This is a genomic window from Arthrobacter sp. TRD_SC_6, assembly GCF_055361185.1.
This window is the reverse complement of record NZ_CM143953.1, coordinates 3,433,293-3,448,691: the sequence shown is the minus strand read 5'-3', so window position 1 is coordinate 3,448,691 and position 15,399 is coordinate 3,433,293. Positions and strand designations below refer to the sequence as shown.

The 15,399-nt window shown below is 63.2% G+C and carries 14 protein-coding genes; 9 read left to right on the top strand and 5 right to left on the bottom strand.

Annotated elements, in window-relative coordinates; genetic code table 11:
- Positions 1-49: 49 nt before the first annotated feature.
- The 8 genes from ACWA1U_RS16360 to ACWA1U_RS16325 are packed head-to-tail and all read left to right on the top strand — an operon-like array spanning position 50 to position 8,779.
- Positions 50-1,078: an extracellular solute-binding protein gene (locus ACWA1U_RS16360; protein ID WP_463723199.1), complete on the top strand. Its 1,029-nt coding sequence runs from the start codon at positions 50-52 to the stop codon at positions 1,076-1,078.
- Positions 1,075-2,784, top strand: a complete 1,710-nt coding sequence (locus tag ACWA1U_RS16355) for an ABC transporter permease (RefSeq protein ID WP_463723198.1) — start codon at positions 1,075-1,077, stop codon at positions 2,782-2,784. The genes ACWA1U_RS16360 and ACWA1U_RS16355 overlap by 4 nt, the downstream gene beginning before the upstream one ends.
- Positions 2,781-3,905 (top strand): ABC transporter ATP-binding protein, encoded by a 1,125-nt coding sequence (locus tag ACWA1U_RS16350; RefSeq protein WP_463723197.1) that lies wholly within the window; start codon positions 2,781-2,783, stop codon positions 3,903-3,905. Before ACWA1U_RS16355 ends, ACWA1U_RS16350 begins: the two co-directional genes overlap by 4 nt.
- Before the next feature lie 20 nt (positions 3,906-3,925).
- Complete coding sequence (locus ACWA1U_RS16345) at positions 3,926-6,484, top strand: AMP-binding protein (protein WP_463723196.1); 2,559 nt, start codon at positions 3,926-3,928, stop codon at positions 6,482-6,484.
- Between the two features lie 37 nt (positions 6,485-6,521).
- On the top strand, positions 6,522-6,758 hold the full coding sequence (locus ACWA1U_RS16340) for a hypothetical protein (RefSeq protein ID WP_463723195.1): 237 nt from the start codon (positions 6,522-6,524) through the stop codon (positions 6,756-6,758).
- A 58-nt stretch (positions 6,759-6,816) separates the two neighbouring features.
- The gene (locus ACWA1U_RS16335) at positions 6,817-7,278 is read left to right on the top strand and encodes an FAS1-like dehydratase domain-containing protein (RefSeq protein ID WP_463723194.1); all 462 of its coding nucleotides are present in this window, start codon (positions 6,817-6,819) and stop codon (positions 7,276-7,278) included.
- The gene (locus ACWA1U_RS16330) at positions 7,269-7,709 is read left to right on the top strand and encodes a MaoC family dehydratase (protein ID WP_463723193.1); all 441 of its coding nucleotides are present in this window, start codon (positions 7,269-7,271) and stop codon (positions 7,707-7,709) included. The genes ACWA1U_RS16335 and ACWA1U_RS16330 overlap by 10 nt, the downstream gene beginning before the upstream one ends.
- On the top strand, positions 7,706-8,779 hold the full coding sequence (locus ACWA1U_RS16325) for a UDP-N-acetylmuramate dehydrogenase (protein ID WP_463723192.1): 1,074 nt from the start codon (positions 7,706-7,708) through the stop codon (positions 8,777-8,779). The genes ACWA1U_RS16330 and ACWA1U_RS16325 overlap by 4 nt, the downstream gene beginning before the upstream one ends.
- A gap of 4 nt (positions 8,780-8,783) precedes the next feature.
- Here the strand turns inward: ACWA1U_RS16325 and ACWA1U_RS16320 are convergent, their stop codons facing one another.
- The 5 genes from ACWA1U_RS16320 to ACWA1U_RS16300 form a co-directional block, all read right to left on the bottom strand.
- Positions 8,784-9,212 (bottom strand): hypothetical protein, encoded by a 429-nt coding sequence (locus ACWA1U_RS16320; protein WP_463723191.1) that lies wholly within the window; start codon positions 9,210-9,212, stop codon positions 8,784-8,786.
- A gap of 122 nt (positions 9,213-9,334) precedes the next feature.
- Complete coding sequence (asd, locus tag ACWA1U_RS16315; protein WP_463723190.1) at positions 9,335-10,489, bottom strand: aspartate-semialdehyde dehydrogenase; 1,155 nt, start codon at positions 10,487-10,489, stop codon at positions 9,335-9,337.
- A 67-nt stretch (positions 10,490-10,556) separates the two neighbouring features.
- Positions 10,557-11,138, bottom strand: a complete 582-nt coding sequence (locus ACWA1U_RS16310) for a dihydrofolate reductase (RefSeq protein WP_463723189.1) — start codon at positions 11,136-11,138, stop codon at positions 10,557-10,559.
- Positions 11,135-11,944, bottom strand: a complete 810-nt coding sequence (locus ACWA1U_RS16305; RefSeq protein WP_463723188.1) for a thymidylate synthase — start codon at positions 11,942-11,944, stop codon at positions 11,135-11,137. The genes ACWA1U_RS16310 and ACWA1U_RS16305 overlap by 4 nt, the downstream gene beginning before the upstream one ends.
- A 220-nt stretch (positions 11,945-12,164) precedes the next feature.
- A complete protein-coding gene (locus ACWA1U_RS16300) occupies positions 12,165-13,778 on the bottom strand; it encodes a hypothetical protein (RefSeq protein WP_463723187.1) in 1,614 nt (537 codons plus the stop codon).
- 315 nt (positions 13,779-14,093) lie between these two features.
- Here ACWA1U_RS16300 and ACWA1U_RS16295 point away from each other — a divergent pair, with 315 nt between their 5' ends.
- Positions 14,094-15,263, top strand: a complete 1,170-nt coding sequence (locus ACWA1U_RS16295; RefSeq protein ID WP_463723186.1) for a PDDEXK family nuclease — start codon at positions 14,094-14,096, stop codon at positions 15,261-15,263.
- The last annotated feature ends 136 nt before the right edge of the window (positions 15,264-15,399 follow it).

Below are 15,399 nucleotides of genomic sequence, written 5' to 3'. Positions count from 1 at the left end.
CTTTGTTACTATTTCCTGCGGCAATCGCCGCTTCCCCAGGAGTACCCCCGTGCATCGACCCAAGCTTCTTGCTGCCTGCACCGTCCTCGCGGTGCCCGCCCTCGCCCTCTCAGGCTGCGGCGTTCTCGGAATAGGCAACGCGCCCGCCGATTTGCAGATCTATTCGGCCCGGCATTACGACCTTGAGGGTGCGTTCGGTGAATTCACCGACGAGACCGGCATCTCCGTCGAGTTCATCACGGGGGATGACGCCGAGCTGTTGGAGCGGCTCAAGGCCGAAGGAAGTGACAGCCCCGCGGATGTCTTCATGACCGTCGACGCCGGAAACCTCTGGAACGCTGCGCGCCAGGACGTCCTGTCACCGCTCGATTCCTCGGAGCTGGACCGGGCCGTCCCCGAAGATCTTCGGGACCCTGACGGCCAGTGGTTCGGGCTGGCGATGAGGGCAAGGACCCTCACCTACAACCCGGACAACGTGGACCCCACTGAGTTTGACGCCACGGACAGCTATGCAGGGCTTGCCGACCCGAAGTGGAAGGGCCGGCTCTGCATGCGGGACGCCACCTCCGCGTACACCCAGTCTTTGGTCGCGAGCCTCATCGACTTACACGGACGGGACAAAGCCCTGGAGATCGTCAAGGGCTGGGTGGCGAATGACGTTGACATCATGAGCAACGACATCCTTCTCCTTGAAGCGATCGACGCCGGTGCGTGCGACGTGGGAATCAACAATCACTACTACCTCGCGCGCACCAAGGCGGAGAACCCTGACCTGGCCGTTGACCTCTTCTGGGCCAGCCAGGAAGGCGCAGGCACCCACGTGAACATCTCCGGTGCGGGCGTGGTTGCGAGTTCGGACAACGCCGAGGAAGCCCAGCAACTCATCGAGTGGTTGGCCACTACCGGGCAGAACGCGTTCGTGGACGCCAACTACGAGTTCCCGGTCAACGAGTCCGCACCACCGGTTGAGGGAATTGCGGCATTCGGCGAATTCTCCCGCATGCCGTTGAACGCCGAAGCATACGGGGACCTCAACGCTGAAGCCACCGACCTCCTCGCAGAGGCCGGCTACAAGTGACTGAGCCGGCGGTCCTGGTTGAGGGAGCTGTACCAGGACAGCGCCGGCGGCCCCTGACGGGAAACGGACGTCCCCTCTGGTCAGCGGCGGTTCTGTTCGCTGCGGTCGTGGTGGCGACGCCGGTCGTGGCAGTAGTAGTGGACGGGCTCGGGAGCCTGGACCAGGGCTCACTTCCACGTGACATCGGCCCGATGGTCCTGACCACAGTTCTGCTGATGACCGGGGTCGCCGTCGGCACGCTCATCATCGGGGGCGGGCTCGCCTGGGTGGTGACCGCCTACACCTTCCCGCTGAGGAACCTGTTGTCGTGGGCGCTGGTGCTGCCCCTGGCGATGCCCGCCTACATTCTCGGGTTCGTTTTCCTCTCAACGTTCGACGTCGGCGGTCCGGTGCAGGCGGCGCTCCGCTCGCTGCTCGGTCCGGGCGCCTGGCTGCCCGAAGTGCGCTCCCTCCCCGGAGCCACGCTGGTCCTGATCCTCACCCTGTACCCGTACGTCTACCTGCTGGCCCGCGCAGCCCTCGCCGAGCAAAGCGCAGCAACGTACGACGCCGCCCGCACCCTGGGCGCCGGACGCACCCGTACGCTTTGGCGGGTTGTCGCACCGATGGCACGGCCCTCCCTGGCGGCGGCGCTCGCGCTGGTGATGATGGAAACCCTGACAGATTTCGCCACCGTCCAGTACTTCAACGTGCAGACCGTCTCCGTCGGCGTCTACCTGGTCTGGAAGGGAAGCTTCGACTTCCACGCCGCAACGCAACTGTCCGTCCTGGTGCTGCTGTTCGCCGTCGTCGTGCTTGCGGGGGAACGGCTACTGCGTGGGCGCTCGCGTTTCCATCAGAAGGTCACCAGGGGCGGCAGCATGGCTCCCCGGCAGCTGGTCGGATGGAAAGGCTTGCTGGCCGCGCTCGCCGGTCTGGCGGTGCTCGGGGCAGGGTTCATCCTGCCGGTGGTCCAGTTGCTCGTCTGGGCTGGTGGGGAAGCCCTCTCCGGTCCCGAACCCCTGCTGGATCCCCGGTTCATGGAGTATCTGGTGAACAGCATGAGCGTTGCGACGGTGGCAGCGATTCTGTGTGCGATTCTTGCCCTGACCATCGCGCACAGCCTGCGGCTCGGCGGCGGAGCCCTGGTGGCGTCGGCGGCCCAGGTCACCACGTTCGGATACGCGGTTCCGGGTGCAGTTGTGGGCATCGGCGTCCTGATCGCATTTGCCCGCTTCGATGAGCTGCTGGAAACAGCGGGCGTTCCGGGCGGCACGGGCCTCTTGGTGACGGGTTCGGTCGCCGGCATCCTCTTTGCCTACCTGGTGCGCTTCCTTGCTCCTGCCTATCAGGCAGTGGATGCGAGCTTCTCCAAGATTTCACCGTCGCTGACCGCCTCTGCCCTCAGCCTTGGAGCCACGCCACACCGGCTGCTGGCGCACGTGCACCTTCCCCTTGCCCGGCGGGGAGCCGCGGTGGCCCTGGTGCTCGTTGCGATCGACGCGGTGAAGGAGCTGCCGATAGTGCTCCTCCTGCGGCCGTTCGGATTTACCACGGTCTCGGTCTGGGTGTACGAACTGGCGCGGGAGAACTACTGGGAGAAGGCCGCCCTCCCGGCACTCGGCATTGTTGCCGTGGCTGTAATACCGGTGTGGCTCCTGTTCCGCCGGACTGCTGGCATCGAGAACCGGGGCGTCAAACGAGAGTCAGGACAGGTGACAGCGTGAGCGAGTACTCTTCCGAACCCGCCCTCCTGCTCGAGGGTGTGAGCAGGAGCTATGGTGGCGTTGCGGCGGCCACCAGCCTCGCCCTGACCGTTGCCGAAGGTGAACTCGTCACGCTCATCGGGCCCTCCGGCTGCGGAAAGTCGACCATGCTCCGGCTCATTGCCGGCCTGGAACGCCCGGACGCCGGTGCCATCACCATCGCCGGCGAAGTTGTCGCTGACGGCAAGCGGTTCAAGGAACCGGAACGCCGCCGGGTTGGCCTTGTGTTCCAGGATCACGCGCTGTTCCCCAACCTGACCGTGGGCAAGAACGTTGCTTTCGGCTTGAACCGCCTGCCGGCGCCGGAGCGGCGGAAACGCGTGGGTGAGGTCCTTGAGCTGGTCCGGCTCGGGCATCTGGCGGAACGCTACCCGCACGAGCTCTCAGGCGGTGAGCAGCAGCGCGTCGCGGTGGCCAGGGCACTGGCGCCCCGCCCCGCCGTCCTGCTTTTGGACGAACCGTTCTCAGGGCTGGATGAGACACTGCGCGGTCGAGTGCGGGCAGACATCGTCGCGGTACTGCGGGAAACGGGGACCACTGCGTTGCTCGTCACCCACGACCAGACGGAAGCCCTCTCGGTCGGTGACCGCGTTGTCGTCATGCGCGACGGCGCCATCGAACAGGCCGATGCTCCCGAGGCGGTCTTCGAGCAGCCGTCCACCCGCTTTGTTGCGTCCTTCATGGGGGACGCCGACTTCCTGCCCGCAAACGTGCACAACGCACTGCTGACCTGCGAGGTGGGAGTCGTTTCCACCGTCCCCGGATGGGCCAATTGCGACGTCGATGTCGACGTGGTCCTCCGGCCGCACGAGGTAGCACTCGCGCCGGATCCGAAGGGAACCGCGCGCGTCACCGCTCTGGAGTACCGCGGGGCATTCGTGCTTCACCATGTCCGCCTGGGTTCCGGGAGCACTGTGCGCTCCTGGCAGCCGCACCAGATCCGTTACCTGCCCGGCACGTCGGTCACCGTCACCGTTGCCGCCGGAACCTCGCCCACCCTGCTGGTCGGCGATCAGGCGGTCACCGAGCCGCCGATCGGCGCCGTCGTCCAGTTCGCGCGCGCCGCCGTCACGTCCCCGTAACCCACACCGAGGTCAGTCCCTTGTCTATTGCAGCCCCGAGCATGCCCCTCGAAGCGGCACCGCGTTCCGTCTCCTTCGCAGCGGAACTCCCCCGGTTCGGTGACACCCCGGCCGTGCTGTTCAACGGCGTGAACCTCAGTTACCGGCAGTTGGCCAGTCGCGTGGAGGCGGTTGCCGGGCGGCTCGGAACGGCAAGACGGCTCGTTCTCCTGGCCGCAACCAACGACGTCGACTCCCTGGTTGCCTACCTCGCCGCACTTTCCGCCGGGCACCCGCTGATCCTGGTTCCAGGCGACAAGCCCGCCGCCCTGGCGTCCATTACGGAGGCCTTCGACCCCGACGTCGTCATGGGCACCGGGACGGGAAATGGCGAACCACGCGTCGTCGAGGTGCGCGCCGAGAGCCGGCATGAACTGCACCCGGACCTCGCGCTGCTGCTCAGCACCTCCGGCTCGACGGGTTCTCCGAAGCTGGTGCGCCTGTCTCACTCGAACCTGCAGTGCAATGCCGAGTCCATCGCCGAGTACCTTCGCATCGGGCCCGGCGATCGCGCGGCCACTACGTTGCCGATGTCCTACTGCTACGGCCTGTCCGTGCTCAACAGCTACCTGCTCGCCGGCGCTTCGCTGGTACTCACGGATCTGTCCGTCGTCGACCCCTGTTTTTGGAAGCTGTTCCGCGAAGCCGGGGTCACCTCGTTCGCAGCGGTTCCTTATACGTTCGACCTCCTCGAGCGGGTCGGGTTCGCTGACCTGGACCTGCCCAGCCTCCGCTATGTCACCCAGGCGGGCGGCCGCCTGAGTCCTGATTTGGTGACCCGGTACGCCGAGCTTGGCCGCCGTCAGGGCTGGGAACTGTTCGTCATGTACGGGCAGACCGAAGCGACAGCCCGCATGGCGTACCTACCGCCGGACCTGGCAGCTGAGCACCCGACGAGCGTCGGCGTCGCAGTTCCCGGCGGCAGCTTCCGGATTGATCCGATCGAAGGGTACGACGACGGCGAGCTCGTCTATGCAGGCCCCAACGTCATGCTGGGCTACGCCGAGCATCCTTGTGACCTTGCTGCGGGACGTACAGTCGCCGAGTTGCGGACCGGCGACCTCGCGCGCAGGCACACGAACGGGCTGTATGAGGTGGTGGGGCGGCGCAGCAGGTTCATCAAGATCGCGGGCCTGCGCATCGACCTCGGCCAGGTGGAAGAGATCCTTGCGGGCTTTGGGGTTCAGGCGACGGCCGCGGGCACCGACGAGCAACTGGTGGTCGCCATGGAGGGAGACCACGACACAGCGATGTTCCGCAAGCTCCTGGCCGGGGACCTTGGCATCCCGCGCGGTGCTGTGAGGGCGTTCGCGGTGGAGCAGTTGCCCCGCACCAACAGCGGCAAGCCGGACTACCGGGCGGTACTCGCGCTCGCCGAGCCCGCTTCTCCACCGCGGGAACCTGCGGCATCCCGCGTTGAGGGCCCGCGGGACGTGCGTCAGATCTTTGCCGAACAGCTGGAAGTTGCAACGGTCGACGGCGGCGCCACCTTTGTGTCCCTCGGCGGAGACTCGCTCTCCTACGTGGCGACCTCCGTCCGGTTGGAGAACGCCATCGGTGCGCTGCCTGCGGACTGGCACCTCAAGACGGTTGCGGAACTCGAACGGGGAGCGCGCCCGGCCGCACCGTGGCGGAAGTTCTTCGCACCCATCGAGTCGAGCATCGTGCTGCGCGCCGTGGCGATCATCTTCATCATCAGCACTCACATCGGCCTGTTCCGCTGGGAGGGTACGGCCCACGTGCTGATTGCGGCGGCCGGATTCAACTTTGCGCGCTTCCAGCTCGAGGGCGAAAGGTTGCAGAGGCTGCGCCGCCAGCTGGCAAGCGTCGCGCGGATTGTCGTACCAAGCATGGCCCTGATCGCGCTGGGCTACTTCATCACCGACCAGTACAGCGTGGCGAACATCTTCCTGCTTAACGCTCTGGTGGGTCCGCAGGAGGTGACGCCCGAGTGGCAGTTCTGGTTTGTGGAGGTTCTGACCTACCTGCTCGTCTGCTTGATCGCCCTGCTCGCTATCCCCCCTGTCGCGCGGCTGGAGCGGCGCTTCCCTTTCGCCTTTCCGTTGGTGCTGATGGCTGCAGGGCTCCTGACCCGGTTCAACTATGTAGACCTCGATCTGCCGAACACAGCGCCGGCACTGTGGCTCTTCGCCCTAGGCTGGGCAACCGCCCGAGCTCGGACAGTCCTGCACCGGTGCCTGATCACCGCGGTCTCGGTACTCTGCATTCCGGGCTACTTCTACGGGGATCAAACGCGCGAAATGACCCTCCTGACCGGAATCCTGATCCTGGTGTGGCTGCGCACCCTCCCTGTTCCCCGCGGTCTGCAGCAGATCGCTGTTCTGTTGGCCAGCGCATCGCTGCACGTGTATCTGGTGCATTGGCTGGTGTTCCCAAGGCTGGAGGCATTCCATCCCGCGGTGGGGGTTGTAGCTTCGCTGATCGCGGGGGTGCTGTATTGGGTGATCGTCACGCGGGTTACCACCCTGATCACCCGGTGGCATGGGAAACGCCGGGCTCTCTCCCCAGGCCTGCGCTGATACTGCCTGCAACCGCCCTGCCGATACGCTTGTACCTATGCTGAATACGCCGTGGGAGACCGGTTCGCCGCTTTACCGGAAACTGGTCATCTCCGCACTGATCCTGACCGGCGTCGGGATCCTGCTTGCCGTCGCCGGGGCAATGCTCCAAACCGACGGGTTGGTGTACGCGGCGATGCCGATCATCGTCGCCGGACTGGCTGCGCACCTGGCCGGACTGGTGGTGCGCGCGCGGGATGCCCGCCGTCGTCTTCGTCCGCCCAGAACGCCGTAACGCTGACACCACTACAGCTAGGCTTGTGCAAGCTTGTACCGCTGGAAAAGGAGCACCATTGACAATCAATCCGGACCTGCAGGGGCGCAGTTATCCTGCTGCCGAGGTCTACACCGTCGGGCGCGAGAAAATTCGTGAGTTCGCCCGTGCAGTCAAGGCCACGCACGCGTCACATTACGATGTCGAAGCCGCCCGCGCGCTTGGCCACCGGGACCTGGTTGCCCCGCCGACCTTCGCGATCATTGTCGCCCAGCGCGCCGACGCGCAGCTGATCAATGACCCGGAGGCGGGAATCGATTTCACGCGCGTTGTCCACGCGGATCAGCGGTTCACGCATCACCGGCCCATTGTCGCCGGAGATGAACTTGTTGCCGAACTGCACGTCGACCAGGTTCGTGCCATGGGTGGCGGGGCGATGATCACCACACGCGCCGAAATTTCGACCGTGGAGGGTGAAAAGACGGCCACGACGACGTCCTCCATCCTTGTCCGCGGAGAGGAGCAGAAGCCATGGCGGTAACTTTGACCAACCTTGAGGTTGGACAGGAGATAGGCCGTTCCGCAGTCGAGGTCACGCGGTTGGACCTAGTGAGGTACGCGGGCGCTTCGGGCGACTTCAACCCCATTCACTGGAACGAGTCCTTCGCCCGCGGCGTGGACCTGCCCGGCGTCATCGCGCATGGAATGTTCACCATGGGCTCCGCGGTGCAACTGGTGATTGATTGGATTGGCGATCCTGCTGCGGTGATTGACTATCAGACGCGTTTCACCCGGCCTGTAGTTGTTGAGGACACCACTCCGGAACCGGATGCTGCTGGCGCCGTCGTCGAGGTGGTGGGCGTTGTAGGTGCGCTTGACGCCGATAACTCAACGGCCCGCATTGACCTGACTGTGTCCGCAGGCGGGCAGAAGGTGCTGGTCAAGGCGCAGGCAGTGGTTCGGGTTTGGTGACATCCCTTGCGGAGCTGACCACTTCGGCGGTCGGCGGACCTGCACGGAAGCTTGTGGAAGCGCGCACCGAAGCCGAGATTATCGAAGCTGTTCAAGCGGCTGACGCTGCCGGGGAGCCGCTGCTGCTCATCGGCGGGGGATCGAACCTGGTGATCGCGGATAGCGGCTTTGACGGCACGGCGCTCCGCATTGCGTCCTCCGGCTTCACAGTGAACGACGACGACGCCACCTGCGGCGGTGTGATGGTCACCGCGCAGGCGGGGCAGCCCTGGGATGAACTGGTGGAGTACACAGTGCTTCACGCATATTCGGGCCTGGAGGCGCTCTCCGGGATCCCAGGTTCCACCGGCGCGGTCCCGGTCCAGAATGTTGGTGCGTATGGGTCCGAGGTCTCGCAGACTATCGCGATGGTGCGCACCTATGATCGCGTGACCAGGTCAATCAAGTCGCTGGCCAACTTCGACCTCCAGTTTGGCTACCGTGATTCGCTGTTGAAGCGAACCACCACTGGTGGCTCACCCCGCTACGTTGTGCTAACCGTTGAGTTTCAGCTGGGCCTTGGTCGCATGAGCAGCCCGGTGCGTTACGCGGAGCTCGCCCGCGAGCTGGGTATCGAGGTGGGAGAGCGGACGTACGCGAACGATGTGCGGCGTGCTGTTCTCCGGCTCCGTTCGGCGAAGGGCATGGTTCTCGACGCTGATGATCGCGACACGTACAGCACGGGCTCCTTCTTCACGAATCCTATCGTTGAGCCTGCGGTCGCGGATTCGTTGCCCAAAGGGGCGCCCCGCTATCCGGCAGATGAGGGCAAAGTTAAGTTGAGCGCGGCCTGGTTGATCGACCACGCGGGGTTTGGCAAGGGCTTCGGTTTGGCGGAGGACGCCGGCTTCGAGGCTGCTGGAGGCCGTGCAGCGTTATCGACTAAACACACTCTCGCCGTGACCAACCGTGGGGGTGCCTCGGCGGAGGATCTCCTGCGCCTCGCACGCCTGGTTGCTGACGGCGTGGAGCGGAGCTTCGGGATCCGTCTGCAGCCCGAACCTTTGTTGATCGGCTGTTCCCTGCGTTAGCCGGTCAGGTGACCGCGCGGCGTCGTGCCCTTTCCGCGGCCGCATGGGTCTGCATAACCGCGTGGCGGTGCCACCTGCTGTCCACCAGGTCCCTGCTGCACAGCCACTGCACCAGCCTGCAGATCAGGCTGATCTGGGCCAGGCGGTCGTGGAAGTTCGGCATGAGCCAATGTTGACTGAGGAAGCGTGGGAGTGCGAAGACGAGGTCCTCGGCGCCGAGCACCCTTCCGAACGCGCCGTCGGGTTCGAACTGCCGTTCAAGGGCCAACAGTTCCGCTGACTCAGGAGCCACTGACGCGTGCCCCTCTTTCTCGAGGAACTGCTGAAGATGGGCGAGTACTCGCTTGTACTGCCCAACGGTGGCAGGGTGTTTGCCGGCGCTGCTTGCCGAGAAGTAGCGGGTGAGGATCTGGTTCACGGGGATCTGGCTCATGTGGACCAGTGTGCCTGACCCCTCTGACATTTTTAGGGGAACACACGTTCTAGTTATCCGGAAGCAAGAAAAGGCGCCCACGCGATCAAGCCGCGCAGGCGCCGTCGTGCTCTCGCAGCTACCTAGAGGTTCCCGGTCGCTATGAGCAGCATGCGCCGAAGCGGCTCGGCTGCGCCCCACAGGAGCTGGTCACCGACGGTGAAGGCGCTGATGTATTCCGGGCCCATTTCGAGCTTGCGGATGCGGCCGACAGGGATGTCCAGGGTGCCACTCGCAGCGACAGGCGTCAGCTGAGCCATGGAGGCTTCCTTGGTGTTTGGCACCACTTTGGCCCACCGGTTGTCGGAGCTGATGAGGTTCTCGATCTCGCTGATCGACAGGTCCTGAGTCAGCTTCAACGTCAGCGCCTGCGAGTGGGAACGCATTGCGCCAATGCGGATGCACAGGCCGTCGAACGGTATGCGGGCGCCGGACGTGACGTCGGTACCGAGGATCTTGTTGGTCTCCGCACCAGCCTTCCATTCCTCTTTCGACTGTCCGTTGCCCAGGTCGGCGTCGATCCACGGGATCACCGAACCGGCCAGCGGAACACCGAACTGCGAAGCATCCATCTCGGGATTCTTCTGCTGGGCTAGCACGCCCCGGTCGATGTCGAGGATCGCCGACGCCGGATCCGCAAGGTTGCCGGCGACGGCACCGTGGATGGACCCGAACTGGTTCAGCAGTTCACGCATGTGCCGGGCACCGCCGCCTGAGGCCGCCTGGTAGGTCATGGAGGTTCCCCACTCGACCAGCCCGTTCTTGAACAGCCCGCCCAGGCCCATGAGCATGCAGGACACCGTGCAGTTGCCGCCGATGAAGTCGCGTACTCCACGGGCAAGTCCGGCGTCGATGACTTCCCGGTTGACCGGGTCGAGGACGATGATCGAGCTTTCCTCCATGCGCAGCTTCGAGGAGGCATCGATCCACATGCCGTCCCAGCCGGCGTCGCGCAGCTTCGGGTACACCTCTGCGGTGTAGTCGCCGCCCTGGGCGGTAATGATGATCGGCAGCTTGGCGAGGGTTTCGACGTCGTAAGCATCCTGCAGTGTGCCTGCACCTTCAGCGAACGACGGCGCGGCCCCGCCAGCGTTGGACGTCGAGAAGAAGACGGGGTTGATGCGCCGGAAGTCGCCTTCATCCTGCATGCGCTGCATGAGGACGGAGCCGACCATCCCGCGCCAGCCGACCAAACCGACGGAGGGCACGGAGGAGGACACGTGTGCTGCGGAAGTCATGAACCAAGTTTAGGGGAGCGGGCCAAGCTGGCCGCTGTCGGTTACGCGGGCGGTACGACGACGGCGGTCATTGCTCAGGGAACTGGGATTCTCCCTGTTTCTCCTGCGTCCAGAGGCTGATCCGGAATCGGGTCCCGTTCGTCGAGGTGAGCCAGTCCTCCTGCGGGTCGACTCCGGCCAGCTTCCAGGTAGCGCCGAGCGCCGGAGCGTACGTGTCACCCTCCACATCCGATTCGATCAATGTCACCAGCGCGGCATTGGCAATCGAAGCGGCCTCGGCGTAAATCTGCCCTCCGCCGATGATCCAGATCTCTTCAGCGCCGTCACTGTTGCGTGCCTCGGCAAGCGCCTCATCAAGAGAGCCGACGACGACGGCACCCGGGTAGTCAGCCGCATCAAGTTCCTGCCGGCTCACCACAATGTTGGTGCGGCCGGGGAGCGGGCGGAAACGCTCAGGAAAGGATTCCCAGGTGCGCCTGCCCATGATGACCGGGTGACCCTGGGTGGTGCTCTTGAAATGGGCCATATCCTCAGGCAGGTGCCACGGCATGGAGCCCTCGCGGCCGATGACACCGTCGATGGTCTGCGCCCAGATCATCCCGACCATCGGGGTCCCAACGCGGGCGGCGGGCTTCAGCGATTCACTCATACGGCGATCGGCGCCTTGATGGTCGGGTGGTGTTGGTAGTTCTCCACTGTGAAGTCCTCCAGCGTGTAGTCGAAGATGCTTTCCGGTTTCCGGTTCAGACGGAGCGTCGGGTACGGGTAGGGCTCGCGTGTGAGCTGCTCGTTGACCTGTTCAAGGTGATCGTCATAGATATGGACGTCGCCGCCGGTCCAGACGAACTCACCTGGTTCCAGCCCAACCTGCTGCGCGATCATCAGCGTCAGCAGTGCGTAGGAGGCGATGTTGAACGGCACCCCGAGGAACGTATCGGCGGAGCGCTGGTACAGCTGGCAGGAGAGCTTGCCGTCCGCCACATAAAACTGGAAGAAGGCGTGGCATGGCGGGAGGGCCATGTTCTCGATCTCGGCCACGTTCCAGGCTGACACGATGTGCCGGCGGGAGTCGGGGTTGCTCTTCAGCCCCTCGATGAGCCGTTCGATCTGGTCGATGTGCCCGCCGTCGGGCGTCGGCCACGAGCGCCACTGAACGCCGTAAACGGGGCCGAGTTCGCCGTCGTCGTCCGCCCATTCGTTCCAGATGCGCACGCCGCGCTCCTGAAGCCAGCGCACATTGGAGTCTCCGCGCAGGAACCACAGCAGTTCGAGCGCGACGGACTTGAAGTGAACACGCTTGGTGGTGATCAGCGGGAAGGATTCAGCGAGGTCGAACCGGAGCTGCCTGCCAAAGACGCTCCGCGTTCCGGTACCGGTGCGGTCCGATTTCGCAGTACCGTTGGCCAGCACATCGCGGAGCAGATCTTCATATGGAGTGGGCACCGAAGTAGTCACGCGCCTAAGCCTATCGGCAGGGGCCCGAATCGAGCGTCAGCGAGGCCCGAGGGGTCGAGGAGCGACGGCCAACGATCTAAGGTGCGCCGGAAGACTCGCAGACCCGCCAGACGTCAAGCTCTCGATGACGCAATGCCCGAACGGATCCAGTCGGAATCGTCTGCAGCTCCTGTTGCGATCTGGAGTTAGTGCGATTTAGGTCTTATCGGCACCGCTCACGCTATGCGCCCTGAGGTTTCATACGTTGCGCGAAGCGTTGAATCACTTCGCTTACGCGGTCTTTCTCCCATCGTGGTGAATCGATGGTGATTCCAAGGTGGTGCACGTGCTGGTCCAGCGGAATGGCGGGATTGTCCTGCCGCCATGACCGTAGGAGGTCTACGACGTCGTGGCCAAGAGTTGCAGCGTTTTCCAGCATGATCAGATCTTTCAACGTGATTAGAGCAACGGTTTGGCCGAAGTTTTCGGGATATCCGAGGGAGGCCAGGCGTTCCTTTACGCGGCGATGGACGGGTATACCCCACGGCAGCCCTGTGTCCCCGGTGAGGACCAGCGGAATGAACGTAAGATCAGCCGAGTTCGCGCCGTGATCCTTCCTCAGAAGTTCCATGGTTGAGATGAGCTGTTCGGCCTTTCGTGAGGTGAGCACCTTGTCTAATTCAGCGTCCAATTCCTCAGCTGAACTATTGGCGAAGGTAACCAGCCGCGGCATCGCTCGGTCAGTAACCTCCACGAGGATCCAAGTCTTTCCAGAACGGACGGCGAAGTCGCAGATCCGTGGCATCCTTTGCGCTGAACCGAACTTTTTCTGTAGGTGTTCCTCGTCGAGCACCCGCCGTCGACTCCTGGTGAAGATTCGCCGGAGAGCTTCTCCGGTTTCATGCTCAAGGACATCGGTCGTGCATAGGTGGAATGCTTTCTCACGTCGTGGGTTAGCGCCCTTGAGGTATTGGCGGACGTCCCAGAAAGTTGTTTCACTCAAGGCCCGCTGAAGCACGAAGTTGGGGCTCAGCATGAGTAGCTCTCCTGAAGCTAAACGGACGAGGGGGAATCGGCGGAAACCGTCAAACCCAAACCGTGAACGCGCCCTGGCATCCTCTTCGTGCATTACCTGGCGAAGCTCAGCCACGGAGCACGATGTGGCAGCCAAGAAATGGTCGATTGCCTGCTGTTCAAGGCCCAGCGTGGAGAAGAACTCGTCCGGGAAGCGGACATAGCTTCTGAGGGATGCCTGTGTGTAGAGGTTGAACGCGACCGCCGCGAAATCGATGAGTTCAACACCGGTTGCTTCCTTGAAGAGTTCAGCAGGTTCACCGCTGACTGTTTCCACAGCTTGTGTGCGTTTTGGCCAGTTTCGAAACCAGGTGCGTTCGAACCAAACGAGCTGTCGTCCGATCCACAGTGTGCGGTTGAAATGTGTGTTGGCGATGATTTCGTTAGCCAATGACACCCCCATTCCGCCCCAACTTTCTTCATCAACCTCCGTAGGCACAGTTTTGTCTTCGGCGATTCCGAGCATGCACAGAACAATTTCGTCGAGCCCGTCCAGGGTGTCCGTTGGGGGTCCCTCGGGGCAATGCATAAGGGCTTCTTTTGCGGTAAGCAGCAGCATCTGGGTGGCGAACAGCGTAGCCCCAAGGGTTGAGGCGATGGAGAGCCAGGTTCGCAGCCGCGTGTCCTGGATCTTGGTAGCCCACCGACGGTCTACTTCCGATTGCGGAGAGTCCGTAGATCCAGTTTGAATGTCGATGTCCGTTAGAACTTGGGCGATCAGGGAAAGGGCTTGGCCGACCGGTATTCGTTTCCAGAGGTTGGTGCGGTCTTTTTCTGGCACTCTGACGCCTAATAGGTCGAGTGCTGTGACGTAGACGCGCACCCCTGGATACTGCGGCGGAAAGGGTGATTCTCCTTCCAACATCGCATCCGGCATGTGTTCAGCATATGGCGGTAATCACTGAGCCAATCAGCGTGACACTGTGTGATCTGGGACCGAGGGGCTTGACAACTTCAGCGCCCGGGTGTCCCTCCCCCTGGTTTCCGCAAGTTAGTAGTAGCAGGTCGAATTCAGGCCAGGAACAGTGCCGGCTGCGGGAAGATAAGGGGTATGAACCAGCGAAGCGCTTCAGCGTCCGGCAAGAAGCCGGTTCGGGTGCCGAAGATTGAGTTCGATGCTCTGCTGTCGGAGATGAACCGGCAGCAGAGGTCGTTCTACCAGCGCTATTTCCTTCCGGGTCTGCTCGCGGGTGACCCGGTGGATGTTCAGGGTGAGTCTGGTTACGGTGAGGCCCTGCTGCGCGAGCTTTTGGAGGAGCGCCGGGCTGATCCCCTGCAAGCTCTGCGCACATTGGAGAAACTGCGCTCGGCGTACAGCGGAGCTGGTCGATCGTTATCCGTGAGCTATGCCCTGTCCGATTTTTACTTCCTAGAGGGCGATTTCGCCGCTGGTTACGCTGCGCTTGGCTCGTTCATCACGCCGTCGCATCACCTCACGCTTGCCTCGCATCTTGACCATCCTCCGCTGACAGCGCTCCAGGTCTTCAGGTGGGGCGAAGGTGCAATCACTAGGAAGGGGATCCAACTCCATCTCCACACCATCATCACTGGGTTACAGGATCGGCTGGATGAATACCACGCTGCCCACGGCGCAAGTATGCTCGAAATCTTCTGGCAGCGAATCACCTCTGATTTACCGATAGATGACGTAGTGGAAAGCATCCAAGATGAGGTTGCACTGCGCTTCACTGGACGAGATGCGCGAGCGTTCTTAGAAGACGCTCGCAGTAGCCCATCCGCATCTGAACCGCTCGAAGCATTTCATCAGTGGCCCGGATATGAAGAGCCGATCGACTGGCCAACCGGATGGGTTTGTTGGATGCAGTACGGCGCCCTAGTCTTCAGCTTCTTCCGAAACCTACTCAGAGACGCCGAGAACGCTGCACGTGATGAGGCTGGCGTACCCCGCGTTGGACAAGGTTGGATATCGGAAACCACCCTCTTGCGACAGATTCAGGAAGCATTCCCTACAGAACGCGTACAACATCAAGCCCGCCCGGGGTGGCTGGCCCCACAAAGCCTCGACATCTACCTGCCGGACCACAACATAGGAATCGAGTACCAGGGAGCCCAGCACTCAGCTCCCATCCCCTACTTCGGAGGCGCGGAAAACTTCGAAGTGCAGCAGGAACGCGACGCACGGAAACGAGCAGCCTGCAACCAGAACGGATGCACCCTCATCGAGGTACACCCGGGCTACCAGCTGGCCACCGTGGCAGCCCAACTAGAGTCCGCCATCCTGCACGCTAAACAAGCTCCCCCTTGAGCAAGCACCGCGACTTACCGCAGGCGAAGAGAATCGAAAGTAGGTCGCTCCGCAGTCGGCGCGCGCAAGCATGAGGTTCTCCGGATAGCAGGCGGGTGGCACCTAGCACGTGGCCGTTGTCCAATGGCTCTGTATG

Bases quoted from the DNA above. Each gene is read 5' to 3' on its own strand.
- ACWA1U_RS16340 (WP_463723195.1), top strand. From the start codon at position 6,522: ATGCTGAATACGCCGTGGGAGACCGGTTCGCCGCTTTACCGGAAACTG.
- ACWA1U_RS16330 (WP_463723193.1), top strand. From the start codon at position 7,269: ATGGCGGTAACTTTGACCAACCTTGAGGTTGGACAGGAGATAGGCCGT.
- ACWA1U_RS16320 (WP_463723191.1), bottom strand. From the start codon at position 9,212: ATGAGCCAGATCCCCGTGAACCAGATCCTCACCCGCTACTTCTCGGCA.
- asd (WP_463723190.1), bottom strand. From the start codon at position 10,489: ATGACTTCCGCAGCACACGTGTCCTCCTCCGTGCCCTCCGTCGGTTTG.
- ACWA1U_RS16310 (WP_463723189.1), bottom strand. From the start codon at position 11,138: ATGAGTGAATCGCTGAAGCCCGCCGCCCGCGTTGGGACCCCGATGGTC.